14 protein-coding genes and 1 pseudogene are annotated in these 17,394 nt (G+C 48.0%); 7 read left to right on the forward strand and 8 right to left on the reverse strand.

Annotated features, from left to right (window positions below):
* Nucleotides 1-266 precede the first annotated feature (266 nt).
* Both LN737_RS07360 and LN737_RS07365 read left to right on the forward strand, forming a co-directional pair.
* Nucleotides 267-1,043 (forward strand): alpha/beta fold hydrolase, encoded by a 777-nt coding sequence (locus LN737_RS07360; protein WP_405517547.1) that lies wholly within the window; start codon nucleotides 267-269, stop codon nucleotides 1,041-1,043.
* Nucleotides 1,044-1,370: 327 nt separating this feature from the next.
* Nucleotides 1,371-2,305, forward strand: a pseudogene (locus LN737_RS07365) (ring-cleaving dioxygenase).
* Nucleotides 2,306-2,427: 122 nt separating this feature from the next.
* Here the strand turns inward: LN737_RS07365 and LN737_RS07370 are convergent.
* From LN737_RS07370 to LN737_RS07385, 4 genes are all read right to left on the reverse strand, one after another.
* Nucleotides 2,428-4,194 carry an ATP-binding protein gene (locus tag LN737_RS07370; RefSeq protein ID WP_405517552.1) on the reverse strand — a complete coding sequence of 589 codons (1,767 nt, stop codon included), beginning with the start codon at nucleotides 4,192-4,194 and terminating at the stop codon, nucleotides 2,428-2,430.
* Between the two features lie 632 nt (nucleotides 4,195-4,826).
* Complete coding sequence (locus tag LN737_RS07375) at nucleotides 4,827-6,776, reverse strand: KUP/HAK/KT family potassium transporter (RefSeq protein ID WP_405517554.1); 1,950 nt, start codon at nucleotides 6,774-6,776, stop codon at nucleotides 4,827-4,829.
* A gap of 26 nt (nucleotides 6,777-6,802) precedes the next feature.
* Complete coding sequence (locus LN737_RS07380) at nucleotides 6,803-8,167, reverse strand: sigma-54 dependent transcriptional regulator (protein ID WP_405517556.1); 1,365 nt, start codon at nucleotides 8,165-8,167, stop codon at nucleotides 6,803-6,805.
* Nucleotides 8,168-8,279: 112 nt separating this feature from the next.
* On the reverse strand, nucleotides 8,280-8,441 hold the full coding sequence (locus LN737_RS07385; RefSeq protein ID WP_405517558.1) for a hypothetical protein: 162 nt from the start codon (nucleotides 8,439-8,441) through the stop codon (nucleotides 8,280-8,282).
* A gap of 285 nt (nucleotides 8,442-8,726) precedes the next feature.
* On the opposite strand from LN737_RS07385, the gene LN737_RS07390 reads away from it, so the two are divergent.
* From LN737_RS07390 to LN737_RS07400, 3 genes are all read left to right on the forward strand, one after another.
* Complete coding sequence (locus LN737_RS07390) at nucleotides 8,727-8,867, forward strand: hypothetical protein (protein ID WP_405517560.1); 141 nt, start codon at nucleotides 8,727-8,729, stop codon at nucleotides 8,865-8,867.
* Nucleotides 8,868-8,923: 56 nt separating this feature from the next.
* Complete coding sequence (locus tag LN737_RS07395; protein WP_405520334.1) at nucleotides 8,924-9,418, forward strand: porin family protein; 495 nt, start codon at nucleotides 8,924-8,926, stop codon at nucleotides 9,416-9,418.
* A 214-nt stretch (nucleotides 9,419-9,632) separates the two neighbouring features.
* Nucleotides 9,633-10,670, forward strand: a complete 1,038-nt coding sequence (locus LN737_RS07400; protein ID WP_405517562.1) for a fatty acid desaturase — start codon at nucleotides 9,633-9,635, stop codon at nucleotides 10,668-10,670.
* A 58-nt stretch (nucleotides 10,671-10,728) separates the two neighbouring features.
* Here the strand turns inward: LN737_RS07400 and LN737_RS07405 are convergent, their stop codons facing one another.
* The 3 genes from LN737_RS07405 to LN737_RS07415 all read right to left on the reverse strand — a co-directional run bounded on the left by LN737_RS07405 (nucleotide 10,729) and on the right by LN737_RS07415 (nucleotide 14,328).
* On the reverse strand, nucleotides 10,729-11,196 hold the full coding sequence (locus tag LN737_RS07405; protein WP_405517564.1) for a Uma2 family endonuclease: 468 nt from the start codon (nucleotides 11,194-11,196) through the stop codon (nucleotides 10,729-10,731).
* A gap of 39 nt (nucleotides 11,197-11,235) precedes the next feature.
* Nucleotides 11,236-13,338, reverse strand: coding sequence for a protein-disulfide reductase DsbD (locus LN737_RS07410; protein WP_405517566.1), 2,103 nt, complete (start codon nucleotides 13,336-13,338; stop codon nucleotides 11,236-11,238).
* Between the two features lie 156 nt (nucleotides 13,339-13,494).
* Nucleotides 13,495-14,328, reverse strand: a complete 834-nt coding sequence (locus LN737_RS07415; RefSeq protein ID WP_405517568.1) for a phytanoyl-CoA dioxygenase family protein — start codon at nucleotides 14,326-14,328, stop codon at nucleotides 13,495-13,497.
* 140 nt (nucleotides 14,329-14,468) lie between these two features.
* Here LN737_RS07415 and LN737_RS07420 point away from each other — a divergent pair, with 140 nt between their 5' ends.
* Entirely contained in the window at nucleotides 14,469-15,338 is an 870-nt protein-coding gene (locus LN737_RS07420) for an AraC family transcriptional regulator (protein ID WP_405517570.1), read from the forward strand.
* A gap of 65 nt (nucleotides 15,339-15,403) precedes the next feature.
* Here LN737_RS07420 and LN737_RS07425 read toward each other — a convergent pair whose 3' ends face one another.
* On the reverse strand, nucleotides 15,404-15,715 hold the full coding sequence (locus LN737_RS07425) for a hypothetical protein (RefSeq protein WP_405517572.1): 312 nt from the start codon (nucleotides 15,713-15,715) through the stop codon (nucleotides 15,404-15,406).
* Nucleotides 15,716-16,009: 294 nt separating this feature from the next.
* On the opposite strand from LN737_RS07425, the gene glyA reads away from it, so the two are divergent.
* Nucleotides 16,010-17,299 (forward strand): serine hydroxymethyltransferase, encoded by a 1,290-nt coding sequence (gene glyA, locus LN737_RS07430; protein ID WP_405517574.1) that lies wholly within the window; start codon nucleotides 16,010-16,012, stop codon nucleotides 17,297-17,299.
* The last annotated feature ends 95 nt before the right edge of the window (nucleotides 17,300-17,394 follow it).

Consider the following 17,394-nt stretch of genomic DNA (forward strand, 5'->3'; position numbering starts at 1 on the left):
CAGCTATTGAAATCCCCTCTTTTTACTGGAATACCATCTGTTTGTACCGTACCCTACAGTTTTTTTTCACATAGCTTTGCTTCAACAAAAACAGGAAGTTTTATTCTGTTAAGACGCTGAATCACAACGTAGTGCGTTGGATGTTTTACGTAAGCGGTGAATAGCTCCGTCCGCCAATTAATGCCCTGGTTACTGCTTGTGCACAAAACTGTACTTAAAAACTACAAAGACTAATCAATTCTTAATCACTAACGACCATGTACACAATGAATCGCGCCATTTTTTGCGCACTGCTTAGTTTTGCCATGACACTATCAACAACTCCGGACGTTTCGGCTCAGGCAGCAGCCGCTGGTGTAAAAAACGTAGTACTGGTTCATGGAACCTGGGCTGATGGCTCAAGTTGGGCCAAGGTAATCCCCTTGTTGGAGGCAAAGGGACTCAACGTAATTGCAGTACAAAATCCACTTACTTCGCTGACAGACGATGTCGCTGCTACCAAAAGGGCCATTGAATTAATGAGCGGTCCTGTTTTGCTGGTGGGGCATTCCTGGGGGGGCGTGGTCATTACTGAAGCGGGTAACCATAGTAAGGTCGCCGGGCTTGTTTACGTAGCCGCGGCTGCTCCTGATGAAGGTCAGTCTTTTCTGGAATTGGTGCAGACGGCCGCTTCTACGCCGGGCAACGATGAAATAAAACCGGATGCCTATGGCTTTGTCAGTATGTCACCCAAAGGCATCAACGAAGATTTTGCGCAGGACTTACCCGAAACCGAACGGAAGTTGCTGGTGGCGACTCAGGGACCACAAGCGTTTACGGCATTGAAGGAAAAAATTACTAAAGCAGCCTGGAAAAGCAAGCCTTCCTGGTACGTCGTAGCGGCTAATGACCGCATGATTAATCCGGATCTGGAACGTACTCTGGCAAAGAAACTTAAGGCAACATCCCTTGAATTAAAATCAAGTCATGTTGCTATGCTGGCTCAGCCGGAGAAAGTAGCTGCGTTCATTTTAGAAGCCGCCAGTAAGGTAAAGCCAATGTAAATAAGGGCCAGGTTCCCACTCATAGACTTGACCGAATTACGTTGAGAGTGGGAACTCTGGTAATCTGATCCATCTTTAAGACGAATCCGCCCACCGATTTACCAGCATCAGTATAGGCAAAAAGAACACACTCATTTGCCAAAAAAAGTACAGGTCGGAGCGTATGAACGGATAGCCCATGTCATTACATTCTGTTTTCTTTTGCTCTCGCTGGGCTGAAAGCTTACCGGCAACTGGGTAATCAGCTATTTTCGAAGTAGGATGAGAGAGTCCGTTGAGGAAGCAGAATAGCGTCAATATAAACGAACAACAATTCACCAGACACGTATGGACAACCGCATTTTAGGGCTTCACCATATCACGGCTATTGCCGATAATGCTCAACGCAATTACGATTTTTATACCCATGTGCTGGGGCTCCGGATGGTAAAAAAGACCGTTAATTTTGATGATCCCGGTACGTATCATTTTTACTACGGCAACGAAGAAGGAACGCCTGGTACCATCCTTACTTTTTTCCCTGGGAAGGCATTGGGCCCGGCAAAAACGGGGTAGGTATGGCGACTGAAATCGGCTATTCCGTACCTATCGGAAGCCTGGACAACTGGGCTGGGCGATTCAGGGAATTTGGTGTGTTTATGGGCGAACAGGCTGAGCGATTTGGCGAAACATATCTGCCCTTTACGGACCCTGATGGGTTGGCAATTGCTCTGATTGGGCATTCGGATGAGCGACCCGCCTGGGAAACCGAGGACATTAAGCAGGACATGGCCACCCAGGGGTTTCATAGCGTAACGTTGAGTCTGCAAAAAATTGAGGCAACCGCCAGCGTGTTAACCGATGTTTTTGGCTACACCTTACAAGCGCAGGAAGGCAATCGGTACCGATTCATTACCGATGCCATTCCCACAGCCTCGATAGTTGACTTGCTGGAAGAACCCGAAAGGCTTATGGGTAGGAACGCTGCCGGAACCAATCATCACGTAGCGTTCCGGGTCGCGAATGAAGCCATCCAGATGGAATTTCGGGAGAAGATTCTGAGCAAAGGGCTACAAATAACCCCGAAAATTGATCGGGATTATTTCTTCTCGCTCTATTTCCGCGAGCCAGGTGGCGTCCTGTTTGAAATCGCGACCGATAATCCCGGCTTTACCGTCGACGAGCCCCTGCCTGAGCTGGGCAGCCATCTAAAACTTCCGAAGCAGTATGAATCCTCCAGAGCACGTATTGAAAAGACACTTCCTGTATTGGCCTCACAATAAGGCAACTGAATTCATGACTGCCACAAAACTGGAACTCAAGAATAAAGGCCGTGCTGCTTTCAACAGTCTATAAATAAGGATATACGCAATCTTGTAAGGGCTGAAAATCGTTTTTGGCCCAATCAGTCGATGGCTAGTCGGAAATAGAACGAAGCCCCCGGTGCTACGTTATCGTGCAACCCCACCTCGCCCCCCATCGACTGAATGAATTCTTTGGAAATGGCCAGCCCTAAACCCGTGCCACTTACCTGACCGTTGATACCCGGCGCCCGAAAATAACGGTCAAAAACTTTCTCGCGGTGTTCAGGTCGTAAGCCTGGCCCATAATCGCGAACTGTAAATTCAATTTGAGAACCAATACGTTGTGCTGAAACATCGATCCGGCTGTCGTCGGGGCTATGCCGGACTGCATTGGATAAAAAATTGATCAGCACCCACGACGCTTTGTCCGGGTCCGCTTTGACTGACGGCAGATTCGTTGGCAATGCGAGATTAAATTGAATGTGCTTTTGTTCGACCTGCGTACGAAGCGCGTTTGTGGCAATCTGCACCAGTTCGGCGGGGGCTACTGGCTGGACCTGTAATTGGATCTGTCCGGATTCAACCTGCGCCATGTTCATTAATTCGCCCGTGATTTTTAAGAGCCGGTCTGCGTTATCGCTGACACTGGCGGTCAGTTGTTGCTGCTCGTCGTTCAGCGCTCCAATGCGGGTATCCTGCAAAAGCTTCAGGCTCATCTTTATGGCCGAAATAGGTGTTTTCAGCTCGTGCGATACCGTTGCGATAAAATTCGTTTTAGCCAGATCAAGCTCTTTGTACGGCGTAACGTTCTGTAAAACAATTACATAGCCTGCCTGAATTGGGGTTTGTTCGCCAGTAGGTGTCACCTCAACGGATTGAATCTGTCGGGTAAAATAACTTTCCTTGCCTGGCCCGGGATCATAAATTTTGAGCAGAGGATTGGTAATGTTGTTACGGGCATTGGTAACCAGCGGGACTTCATCCGTATCATCCAGCATGATGTCCTGAATCAGGGTTCGCATCAGGTCGTTTGTTGAAGCTACATCGGGCGCATATTTCCCCGCCAACTGCTGTTCGCCGACTCCCAGTAAACGGCTAGCCACCGAATTGACAAACAGAATACGCCGTTTTTCGTCCAGCCCGATGATACCATCGCTCATAATCTGAAGGAGGGTGTCGATTCGTTTTTTAGCGAACATGACCCTGGCCAGATTGGAGTGTTCGTATTCATCCAGTTTCTGAGCCATTGAGTTGAATGACCGCGCCAGTTCGCCAAACTCGTCGTTAGATCGCACGTGTAATCGTTCCTCGAAGTTGCGACTGGCTATTTGCCTGATGCCCTGCGTTAGTTCACGCACGGGGTTGGCAATGTAGCTGGGAATATTAATGACAAACGAAAAAACAACCAGAAAGCAGAGCGTACCCACAAAAGCCAGCCAGAGCAGCGCGTCATCAGCGGTTTGCCTGGCCGTTTCGCTTTTACGTACAATAGCCTGTCGATTTAGATCGTCGATTGTGAGCAGATTTTGCTGGATATGGCTGATCGTCAACGAATCCCGGCTGCCGGCTTGTAGCCGGTTAAACTCCCGGCGGAGCGTATAGGTTATGGTCTGCTCGCCTAGTTCGGTGATGTTACGTTCCTGCTTTTTCAGGTTCTCTTCAAAATCCGATAGGGCATCGGGGTCTTTCAGGCTAAGCAGGGCTTTCTGCATATTACTGGCAAACTCCAGCGAAATGTAATTGTCTTTCAGAATAGCCTGGGAGTCTTCCGACAGCCGATTCAGGTAATAGGCACTCATGCCACCCAGCACCAGAATAATGCCGAACAGAAAGACCAGAGAGAGGGCTATTTTGGATTTGATGGTCATAAGAAGAAAAGGAGTAGGAGCATAATCAGGTCAATGGCTGAAGCTGAGAGCTTGATTAACAATTGATTAAACACATTTGTCCGTACGATTACTTCGATCGGCGTGAAGTGGGGCTTGCCAATGAAGATCGTGGTTATCTTACGTTTTTCGGCTTCTTCCAAAATAAGCTTAAAAATACTTGAACTCTTTACCAGAATAACCCGCCGGGTTATTTCCGGATTGGAACTGATACTCGCCAGAAATCGCTCTGTTTATTTGCCGGAACCGTTGTTTCAATCTTACGTTCTACGGCAGTAACCACTTCACGTAACGCCAGTTTCCGCAGCTGCGGTCTGTACTTTAGCTTTATTGTAGATTTTTCCTTCTCTGAGCCGGGTAATTAATTCATTTCCTCGTTGACAAACGCTTTTGGCTGGTCAGCTAAAGCATTCTTGATTTAGGCGATTTGACTACCGCACTAGAAACAGAAATGTTGCTGATCTAGGGCTGGCTTTGCAGTGTACTGAAAACATCCATGTTCTATTTTCATGTGAATGTCACTCCTAAGTAGTGTATCTGTAGCGTCAGTAGTTTGTCAGGTTTGTCTGTGGTGTCAGGTTTAAGAGCCTGACACCACAGACAAACCTGACAAACTATTCCTTTTTTGGGAGTATCCGTTTTAAGGGCAGCGATTTGGGTGTAGTGATAACCAGTGGAATCGCTTCGACCGTTACGTTGCTGGTATCCAGACCGTAGGTGGCCTGCGGAGATAAAGCAATGTTTTTCAGGAGCATATAACCAAACATAACCACCTGCTGACGTACCGTCAGGTCATTTTCGTACGATAGAAACCGCCGAAACAAAACAAATCGAAAATCGCCCGGAACGCGATGTGTACTCAATGATTTATAACGACTGTCGATAGTTACTTCTTTGTGTTCGACCATATTTTCTACCACCATGCGGAAGAGCAGATTGATCCGGGGTTCTATCCGGAAACCCAGATAGAACGTCACTACGTATACATCTTCATGAGCCAGCGTCTCTACCGAATAGCGCATAACGTAAGGCTCATCCTCTACGCAAACGTGTATAAACCAGTAAATATCAGCTCGCTTCGGTGCGCGATTCAGAATCGAATAAAGGATTTCGGATTCAATACGTTTGCTGGAATCTGAAGTGGTTAAGTACACCAGGTGCGTAGCGAACTTGGCAATGTTGAGGTCGTTACTCAGCGATTTCAGAATGGGTAGATTGCTGGTCAATGACTCGTACTGAATCAGACTCTGTTTGATGGATTCGCCCTGATACCAGAACAGCATCATCGCCATAATGAGCAGCCCCAGCGTGACCGAAATCCAGCCGCCTTCCTCAAATTTTACCAAGTTGGCGATCAGAAAGGTCGTTTCGACCGTCAGAAAAATACCTGTGAGCACAATCTGCAAAATAGGATTGAACCGCTTGACCCGCATGTACATGCTCATCAGTACCGTCGACATCAGCATAGTCAGCGTAACAGCCAGTCCAAACGCTGCTTCCATATTTTTCGACTCCCGAAAGTGCAGCACAATCAGGCAGCAGCCTACCATAAGCGCCCAGTTTACAAACGGCACATAAAGCTGGCCGCGCTCATTGGATGGGTAAGCTACGCGCTGCCGGGGCCATAGCGTTAGGCGCATAGCCTCGCTCACAAGCGTAAATGACCCACTAATGAGCGCCTGTGAAGCAATAATAGTAGCCAGCGTGGCCAGGCCAATGCTAAACACAACGAGTGAGGGTGGTACAATGCTATAAAATGGGCTGGTATCGCTCAGACGCTGACCCAAATGATGCATAAGCCAGGCCGACTGCCCCGCATATGACAGGATTAACGTAGTTTTTACATAAGCCCAACTCACCCGGATGTTGCCCCGGCCACAGTGACCCATATCGGAGTAGAGTGCTTCGGCTCCTGTAGTGCAGAGAAACACGCCACCCAACAGCCAGAAACCGCCCGGATACGTAATCAGAAAGTGAAGTGCATAATATGGATTCAACGCTTTAAGCACCGAAGGCTGACTCCATAATGCCCAAAGCCCAACTAGCCCTATGAACGTAAACCATACCAGCATAACCGGCCCAAACAGCTTACCCAACTGCTGTGTACCAAACTGTTGACTCACAAAGAGGGCGATCAAAATGGCAATAACGATGGGGACCGTATCAAGCTTGGGATAGAAAATCAGCAGCCCTTCGATAGCCGACGAAACAGAAATTGGCGGAGTAATCAATCCATCGGCCAGCAGAAAAGAGCCGCCAATAACTGCCGGATACATGAGCCATTTACCCGTAAAGCGCCGAACGAGGGTGTAAAGCGAGAATATACCTCCTTCCCCTTTGTTGTCAGCTCTAAGCGTAATGACGACGTATTTAATGGTAGTTTGGAGCGTGAGCGTCCAGAGAATACACGAGAGCGTACCCAGCACCAGGGTTTCGGACAGCTCTCTCCCGCGCATTACCGCCGATAACGTGTAAAGCGGTGACGTACCAATATCGCCAAAGACAATACCAATCGCGACCAAAAGTCCCTGGGCCGAAACTTTATTCAGTGATGAAGCCGACATGTCAATTCAGGTAGATAGCAATCATATTACTGCAAGGTATCCATTTCACTCAGTTTTCGATACAAACTTGTTAAGCCAATGCCTAACAATCGGGCTGCTTCGGCCTTATTGCCGCTTGTATACCGTAGAACCCGCCGGATATGCTGTTGTTCGACGGTAGCCAGGTCAAGCGCCGTTTCATTGCCGACACTTGCCATCGAAGCAGTTGACTGCATTTCGTAGGGAAGCAACTCCGGCGTTAGTTCCACAGGGCCACTCTGGGGTGAATCAGCCAGGATGACAGCGCGTTCGATGACATTTTTCAACTCCCGGATATTGCCTTTCCAGGGGTGTTGCTGAAGTTTCTGTACGAAAGTCGTACTAAGATGTATTTCCCGTTTGCCAAGCTTAGCAGCATACTGTCGGGCAAATTGTTCGGCTAAGGCCGGAATGTCGTCGCGTCGGTCGCGAAGGGTCGGCAGTTCAATTTGAAAGACGGATAATCGGTAATATAAGTCCAGCCGAAAATGGCCGGTATTCGCTTCCTGCTCCAGCCCCCTGTTGGTAGCTGCAATGACCCGTACATCGGTTTTGGTCGGCTTTGTGTCACCCACGCGCAGAAATTCATGCGTTTCGAGCACACGTAGCAGTTTGGCCTGCAAATCAAGCGGTAATTCCCCAATTTCGTCCAGAAAAATCGTGCCTTTGGCGGCTTCGGAAAATAACCCTTTCTGATCACGACTGGCGCCGGTGAAAGCGCCTGCCCGATGCCCAAAGAGTTCACTTTCCAGAATATCCTTACCCAGCGCCCCGCAGTTAATGGCTACAAATGGCCCCGTCCGGCGAGGGCTGGCTTGATGAATAGCCTGTGCAAATACCTCTTTGCCCGTACCGGTTTCGCCGGTCAGCAGTACGGTGGTGTCGGTCACGGCTACCTTGCGCGCTAATTCAATAGCCTGTTGAATCGCTCTCGAACGTCCGATAATACTCTCGAATCCATATCGCTGATTAACCTGTTTCTCAAGCTGCTGAATCCTGAATTGTAGTGCTGCCTTCTCAATAGCCCGGCTAACAAGTGGTATAATCCGGTCGTTGTCGTCGCCTTTGGTAATGTAATCGAAAGCCCCGTTTTTGATAGCCAGTACGCCATCGGAAATGGTACCATACGCCGTCAGAACAATAATCTCGGTTGCCGGGTACAACTGTTTGATCTGTGCCGACAGTTCAATACCGTTACCGTCGGGTAGCTTAACATCGCAGATAACCAGTTGAACTTCCTCGCGTTCAAGTGCTTTTAAGCCCGAACGGGCATCTGGCGCTTCAAAAATAGTGTACCCTTCTAACTGAAGAATACGGGCCAGAAGCTGACGTAGCTTAGATTCATCGTCGATGAGCAGAATGGAGGCAGGCATAATCCAGCGATTTACAGGGTGTTTTTACGTAACAAACATACTGTAAACCGTTTGTTGACTGACAAACCACAGTGAATAGGTTTATTCAATTGATCTGTAGAAAATTCTCCATCTACTGAGTGCTATTAGAATTTGTCATCAAATAAACCAACCCAATTAATCCTACTAAAATGAGCACGTAGTAGGGCTGATAATCAAGCAGAATGAAAACGTAAATGGCCATCAGGACCATGAATACGCCCGCCAGAATGGTTATAAACGAAGATTCTTTCACAAAGTAAGTTGACAAGTGCGGTAGGGCAATAAAGATAAACTTTTGGACTATTAATTAAAAGTTTATAGCGGTAACTAAACGGAAAAACCACATACCGTATCAGCCCGGACAAACAAACCGGACAAGTCAGGGAGCATAAATTTTTTTAGGAAGCATTAATCCTTTTCAATTGTGCGCTCTCTAACCAATGTAGTTCGCCACTGAAAACCCGTACAGCCTATTGCCGACATCTTTACACAATTAAGTTCAGGTCTCATTTTACAGTCAATTTTTCCCTTCAATACCATGAAACGAATTGTGCTTGCCGGTGTCGTTGCGTTAGTAAGTCTGATAGCCACACAAACTTCTTTTGCTCAGGTTCAGGTCGGCTTCCGGGGGGCGCCAACTGGGGCTTCGCTTCCAGGCCCGCCTATCTGGGCAGCCTGACGCCTGCTTTTCACCCGACCACCGGCCCGACCGGAGCTATTTTCCTGGACATACCGATTAGTGAACGTGTATCGTTCCGCCCCGAAATTGCATATGTGCAGAAAGGCGTATCCATTAAAGAAGGATTCGATATCAACCTGGGCGGCTTTAATCTGCCACTCGGTGCCACAATAGCCTACCAGTCGCAGAACATTGAGATTCCATTATTGGCAAAATTTAACCTGAGTGATGGCCCCGTACAGCCTTACCTGATTGCAGGTCCGGCGGTGAGTTATGCGGTTGATGGCCGTATTCGGACTCGTGCTTCGGCACTAGTCACCACCGCACCTTTCGACGTCGATGTAAACTACGGTGGAATGCTGAGTCGTTGGGATGTGGGCGCCGTTGGGGGTTTAGGGCTGGCAATGGACGCGGGCACTGGTAAGTTCTTTATCGAAGGTCGCTATACACAGGGCTTTACCCGGCAGATACAAGTACCCGTTGTGAACGTAAATGTTCGTAATCGCGGAGTGGCTGTTTCGCTTGGGTATTCATTCCCTATCGGTTATTAACAAGCTTTACCACCATTCACTATCAACTTAGTAGTACGTTTTTTGTTGAATCAACCTGAATCAGTAAAGGCGGGGCTGTTTAGCTCCGCCTTTCTTGTGATAAAATAGGATTAAAAGCAGAGAAATTTCCGATAACTGTTTGTTATTACCAGTTTAAATTGTGTTAATTTTACTGTTCGTTATTCACCGGACTTGCTCTGGCGACATCTCATTTATGGCAAAATTCACTGATTTTGTTCGTTCGAACGCTACCGAACCTCACCGTATTCGTACCCGGCAAATCCTTAAATCTCACCCTGAAATCAAGAAACTGATTGGTCAGAAAAACCCAACGACGTTCTGGGTGATTCTGGGCTGTGTGACCATGATGACAGGCATGGCTTACCTGGTTCGCGACCAGTCGTGGTGGATTGTTGTGGCGGCAGCTTGGTTTATTGGCGCATTCCCGGCGCATACGCTGTTCGTCTGCATTCACGAAGCGGCTCACAATCTCATTTTTCGTAAGCCTGCGGCCAATGCCTGGGCGGCTATTTTTGCCAATCTTCCGACCGTTTTTCCAACGGCCCTGTCGTTCAAAAACTTCCATATCAAGCACCACGCCTTTCAGGGTGTGCATGAACTGGATGCCGACCTGCCGGATTGGTATGAAGCCAAACTGATCAATAATTATTCCATTGGGAAGGCTATTTGGTTGCTGTTTTTTCCCATTTTCCAAGGTATCCGTACACTTCGGATGCATGAGCTGGCTGTGTTTGACAAATGGGTTATTGCCAACACGGTTGTTCAAATTACCTTCGATGTATTAATTGTGACGCTATTCGGCTGGAAAGCACTGATATTTATGGTTTTGTGCCTGTTCTTCTCGGTAGGTTTTCACCCGCTTGGCGCTCGTTGGATTCAGGAGCATTTCCTGACGCTCGATCCACAGCAGGAAACCTATAGCTACTACGGTCGACTGAACGTACCGAACCTTAATGTAGGATTCCATAACGAACACCACGATTTTCCGTCTATTCCCTGGAATAAATTGCCGGAGATCAAGCAGAGTGCGCCAGAGTATTACGATACCCTGAAATACCATACGTCCTTTGTCCGGCTGTTCTTCCGCTTTCTGTTCGATCAGGAGATTTCGCTGTACTCCCGCATTGTGCGTAAAGAGCGTGGCCGCGTAACCGTTGCCGACCAATCGAAACCTGATCTGGAACTAATACAGGCACAGTCAAAAACCACTTCGGCGGAGCCCGTAGCGTAATACACACAACGTGACATTTCAACAAAAATCCCCGCCAGAACTCTGGCGGGGATTTTTGTTAGCGGAAGATAAGATCGAGATTAACTCTTATGTCTAGTTTCTCGTCAAAAAGCTCGCCTGTTAAAAACGTTTTATAATCGTGCTTAGCTGTGAAAACGTTGATAAGTCTAAAAGTGGGAATCACAATCCAACAGGATTGAACTCCTGCGGCAAAATAGATATCCAATTTATCGATCAATTCCTGATTGCCCTGAGTTGGTGATAGAATTTCTACAACGCTGAGGGGTGGTTTTTTGACCTTAATTTCATCTTCAAGCCAGTCCGAGGGTTCTGCTGGAAATAAAGCAATATCAGGTGTAACTGGTCTCGATAACTCCAGACTTACCTCGGTCAGAATATCAAAACGTTCTCCAGTATTATCCGAAATAGCTTTGGCAATGCGAAACTGTAATTTTCCGTGGTTTTTACTAGGCATAGGTTTGCCGCGCTCTAATTCGTAATCCGAGATTTCTGCTACTGATTCCATGGCCCACGTTTTCGGTATGCTCAAAACTAACCAATTTTCTTAAAATTTTGCCTTACCCGAATCCAGAAACGCAACGAAGTTCGCTACGTCGCGGTCGTAGTTTTTGGGCGAAACCAGCAACTTTCCTTCGTTATTGACCAGGCAATAATGCGGCTGAGCGTTGTTGTTGTATTTTGTAATCTGCAAATCAGCATTCTGAGCGCCAATCGTCTTTTTTACTTTACCGTCATACGACGAGGTGTACCAGTCGGCTTCGGGTAATTCGGTTTTATCGTCTACGTAAAGAGCTACCAGTACGAAATCGTTTTGCAGGCGCGACATGACAGCCGGGTCCGACCAGACACGAGCTTCCATTTCGCGACAATTGACGCAGCCATGCCCTGTGAAGTCAATAAATACCGGCTTGTTTACTTTTTTGGCGTAGGCAAGTGCCTGTTTGTAATCGAAAAATCCCTGCAGGCCATGTGGCAGACGAAACAGGTTGGCATACTTGATATCAGCAGCAATAGCTTTTGATGACGATTGTCCATTACCTGCTTGCCCGTAAAGATTAAAGTCCTGTGAAGTCTCGGGTGGCAGATAGCCCGATAAGGCTTTCAGTGGCGCTCCCCATAAGCCGGGAATCATGTACACAACGAACGAGAACGTAACAATGGCCAGCAATAATTTCTGAACAGTGATATACTTCACCTCGCTATCGTGCGGCAAACGAAGTTTACCCAGGAAATAGAAGCCAATGAGCGTAAAAATGACAATCCACATGGAAAGAAATATCTCGCGGTCGAGCAAGCCCCAGTGATACACCTGATCGGCTACACTCAGGAATTTCAGCGCCAGCGCCAGTTCCAGAAAGCCCAGTACGACCTTCACCGAATTGAGCCAGCCACCCGAACGGGGCAAATTCTTGAGCCACTGCGGAAAAGCTGCAAACAACGTAAACGGAACCGCAAAAGCCGATGAGAAAGCCGCCATCCCTAAAATTGGTTTCACAACTTCGCCCCCGGCCGACGCTACCAGCAAGCTCCCAACAATCGGCCCTGTGCAGGAGAACGATACCAGAACCAGCGTAAAGGCCATGAAGAAGATACCCAGAATACCGCCTTGTTCAGACTTGGCATCCGCTTTATTGATTAGTGAGTTGGGTAATACAATCTCAAAAAGCCCCAGAAACGATAAGCCAAATACAAAGAATATCGCAAAGAACAGTACGTTCGGAAGCCAGTGTGTACTAACGAAATTGGCAAACGCTGGTCCGTTGAAACGTGACACGACGGTGCCAACCAGTACGTAGATGCCAACAATGAACGCGCCATAAAGCAGGGCTTTCCATTGCCCACCCTGCTGATTGGTGAAAAAGCTAACCGTTGCCGGAATAATTGGGAAAACGCAGGGGGTTAATAAGGCTACCAGACCCGACAGGAAAGCTGCTAGCAGAAAACCGCCCAATGAGCCACCCGACGTAGTGGAGGCTTCATCCAGTGCAGCTTCTGGCTTTTTGACAACTTCTGCTACGTTGGTTTTGCCTTGCTGTGGTGCCACTGCTACGTTAGCTGATGAAGAGGCTGGCGTAGCAGCCACCGCAGCTGTTTCTGGCGTTGTAGACGTAGCAACAGATACTGTCTTTGGTGTAGAAGCGACAGCAGTTGTTGTGGTTGGAATAGAAGCTGTTTCTGCGGCTTTAATGTCCGCCGAGAATTCGACCTCAGTAGGGGGCAAACAAACGCCATCCTTGTCTGAGCAAACCTGATATTCAGCTGTTCCGGAAAAGGTAGCTGCCGGTTTGGTCAGCTTTATTTTCTGAACAAAAACCGCCTTGTTTTTAAATTGTCTGACTTTTGCCCCCCAAACTTCCTCATACACTTCCTCAACACCTTTTGGCTCTGGCTTGCCTACGAGCGTAAAGGCATCAGAACCGGAAAATTTAAACGATGTGGGAACAGGACCAATATTCGGATCGAGATCATTTGAATACAAATGCCAGCCATCGGCGATGCTTACCTGAATACGAATCGTCGCAACGTCGCCGACTTTAGCCGGTTGTTTATCCACTTTAGCCGACCAATTAGTCGGATCTTTACGAATCTGCGCCGTTGTTGTCAGGCAAATAAACAGACATACAACCAGAGCGAACATTGATTTCATACCTCGTTGGGTAAGTGATGATTTGTAATGACAACAGAAATCCGGCAAAAATATTTCCATAAAAAAACATTAGTCGATACGTGCAGTCACGAATAGACGACCTCGCCTACTACTAACTACATATATCGACTAACAAACGTTGCTGGCAACTGCCGACTAATAACTAAACAGAACGGGATTCAATTCATCCTCCGGTTTGCTGCCGACCGGTACGTTGTTGAGCCATTTAGCGTGATCGGCAATCTGGTACTGATTGCGGGGCTGCATGATTATCTGGTCTTTGTCCATATAAATCATGGTCATTACCTTACGAGGGCTGTTCGATTGGTTTGGGCCAGCCCGGTGAAACGTCCAGCCTGCATGATAGCTTACTTCGCCAAGCTCAAACGGCGTATCATTTACGTCGAAATTCTGTTTTCGAAGTTCATCATCCAGAATCTTTTCACTTTCGTCGCTGATCTCGATATCGCGTCCAATTTCCACGTTCTGGCTACCTTCGGCAAACGCCAGCGGTCCCATTTTCATGGGTGTATCCTGCAACGGAATCCAGACCGTTACGGTGTTAGGCGATGCCAGCGGCCAATAGAATTGATCAGCATGCCAGGGCGTAATGCCACCCGACGGTTCTTTATAAAGCGCCTGATCGTGGTAAAGCCGAACGCCTTCTACCCCCATCAGATCAGTAGCAATTTTTGCCAGCCGTCTGGAGAAGACAAATTCCCGGGCCTGCTCATCCTCGCGCCATAGGTTCATGATTTGCAGAAAGGCCCGCTCATAGGTGCTACGTTCTTCCATAGGCTTGGTGAGCGTATTGAGCCGAAAGACCAAGTCTGTAATGATGTCGCCGTAATGACTTAACACCGCCGGACTCAGTACGTGCTTGAGTTTAACGTATCCGTTTCGACGATAAAAAGCAATGGCTTCTGGATTAACGACATAGTCGGAATCAAGTTCGCTCAGAAGCGTTTCTTTGTCGATTGTAGCCTCCATGAGAAAATCAGTTAAGGATTTAGTAGAACAAAAGTAAGGGAATCGATAAGACACAAAGAGCATTACTTTTGCGGATATATGTATAAAATTGATTATTTTCTTTCTGCTACGTTCTTTATAGAGTTAAAATAGCATATTCAGTGAGAGCCCTTTTTGAAAAAGTTGTTATCCATGAGCAAAGCTCGCTGTTAGTACGTCGGTTTCAGTTGGCTTACTTCGACGCTCCGTGGCATTACCACCCGGAATACGAATTAACCTACATTATCAAGAGTCATGGACGGCGGTTTGTAGGCGACCATGTTGATTCATTTGCGGCTGGCGACTTAGTATTGCTTGGTCCTAATCTGCCCCATTTCTGGCGTAATGACGAAGAATTCTACCAGTCTGAGTCCGACCGACGGGCTGAGTCGATTGTGGTGCAGTTTCCGGCCTCGTTTGAAGAAAGCGGATTGATGAACGTTCCCGAAGCTGCGTCTGTTCGCCGACTGCTGCAGCGTGCCCGGTACGGATTACGGTTTAGCCAGACAATCAGCCAGAAAGCCGGTGAAATGATGGGGCAGCTGGTCGAGCAAACGGGCTTTACTCAACTGCTGGGTTTTTTGCACATCCTAACTTATTTGTCCACAGATCGGGATGCGTATTTACTGGCCAGCGACGGGTATCAACTTTCGACCGGCACGGCTGAAACCGAACGAATGAAGCGTATCCTCGAATTTATGCTGGCTCATTTTCGGAATGAAATTCGGGTCGATCAGATTGCATCCGTGGCAGGTATGACCCCGGCCGCTTTCTGTCGATATTTTAAGAAACGTACCCGTAAGTCGTTTGTCGAATACCTGAACGAGTTGCGAATCAGTCACGCCCGGAAATTACTTGCCGATACTGACCTGAGCGTTGGACAGGTAGGGCTGGAGTGCGGCTATAATAACAGCTCTCATTTTCATCGCCAGTTCAAATTACTTACCAGCATGACTCCCATGCATTACCAGACTGCGGCTAAAGAGAAATAAATCGCAACGTGTAACCCGCAAACAGAATTTCCCGAAAGTGTTGAACTTTCGGGAAGTGAACAGGATTACCGCCAGCGACCGTCTACCCACGTGGAACCTCTACGTGTCTGACGCCAGTAGCCCGGTGCCCAGGCCGAATAGCGGGGCGGTACCACCCGATAATACCCATTGACCCATCTATAATTACGGCCCCGGCGAACGTAGTGGCCCGGAATCCAGACATGCCGAACCGAGGGAGCCGCCGGAATAACTTCAACCCGGGCAGGTGGAGGCCCCTGGGTAGTTGCTGGAGCTGTAACTGTACAGGCTGAGAGAAAAACGGGCGCCAGTAAAGCGGCTAATGCAACCAGTTTTACGCGCATCTTCATGGTTTTCATAGCGTTACTTCGTTGAGTGACTAGTCATTGGGTGTTCTGATCGCAGGAGAACCTAATGGCTGGATTTCTTTTTTATGAGACCAGCTGCAGAATTGAGGGTTTAAAGCGGGGCTTAAACTAATGATAAATTAATCTGCCAGGCGAAGATTCGTTTTGCCTGTAAAATCTTCCTTATTCTACCATTTTCCGCCGTACCTTTGTCTTTGTAAATGTCTGGTTGTTCGCCAGTTTGTTGCTGTAAAAGAGACATTGATCAAACAGACAGATCACTAATAAAACAAACCGCTCACACAGATGACGACCGTCACCTCTACCCGCGATACGCAGGTGTTTGATCTGATTGCCAAAGAACAACACCGGCAGGAGTCGGGAATTGAACTGATTGCTTCCGAAAACTTTGTATCGCCCGCCGTTATGGAAGCGGCTGGAAGCGTGCTGACTAATAAATATGCCGAAGGACTTCCCGGCAAACGATATTACGGTGGATGCGAAGTTGTCGATCAAATCGAGCAGATTGCTATCGACCGCGCCAAAGAGCTTTTCGGCGCTACGTGGGTTAACGTTCAGCCGCATTCGGGCGCTCAGGCCAACACGGCTGTTTTTCTGGCATGTCTGCAACCGGGCGATACCATTCTTGGCTTTAACCTGTCGCACGGCGGGCACCTGACGCACGGTTCGCCTGTCAACATTTCGGGTAAATATTTTCGTCCTACCTTCTACGGCGTTGAGCAGGAAACTGGGGTAATCAACTACGACTTAGTGGAAGAAACGGCCAAGCGGGAACGGCCTAAAATGCTCATCTGCGGTGCTTCTGCCTATAGCCGCGATTGGGATTATGCCCGTCTGCGTGCCATTGCTGATGAAGTAGGGGCTCTATTGCTGGCCGACGTATCGCACCCGGCTGGTCTGATCGCCAAAGGGTTGCTGAACGATCCGCTTGCTCATGCGCATATCGTAACGACTACAACGCATAAAACGCTACGGGGTACTCGCGGTGGCATCATCATGATGCGAAACGACTTCGAAAATCCGTTTGGTATTAAAACCCCAAAAGGTGAAACACGGTTGATGTCGTCTTTGCTGGATTCAGGTGTATTCCCCGGTACGCAGGGTGGACCGCTGGAACACATCATCGCAGCTAAAGCGGTGGGATTCGGCGAAGCGCTGAGCGACGATTTTTATGAGTATGCTGTTCAGGTGAAAGCCAACGCGCAGGCGATGGCGAATGCTTTTGTAAACCTTGGGTATAAGATTATTTCGGGCGGAACGGATAACCACCTCATGCTGATCGATCTGCGCTCGAAAGGACTGACGGGTAAATTGGCCGAAAATACGCTTATTAAGGCAGATATTACGATCAACAAAAACATGGTTCCGTTCGACGATAAATCGCCGATGGTAACGTCGGGGATGCGGGTTGGAACGGCCGCCATGACAACGCGCGGTCTGAAAGAATCGGACATGGAGCAAATCGTCGTATATATCGACAAGGTGTTGATGAATCATGACGATGAAGCCACCTTGCTGACCGTTAAAGAAGAAATTAATGAGTGGATGAAAGCATTTCCGCTCTATAAAAGTTAATAATTAAAGAGCGAAAGAGTGAAAGAGTGAAAAAGCGAATGCAACATACCGCCAGTCTTTTTCATTCTTTCACTCTTTCACTCTTTCACTCTTTA

This window comes from Spirosoma sp. KNUC1025 (assembly GCF_045160025.1).
GTDB lineage: Bacteria > Bacteroidota > Bacteroidia > Cytophagales > Spirosomataceae > Spirosoma.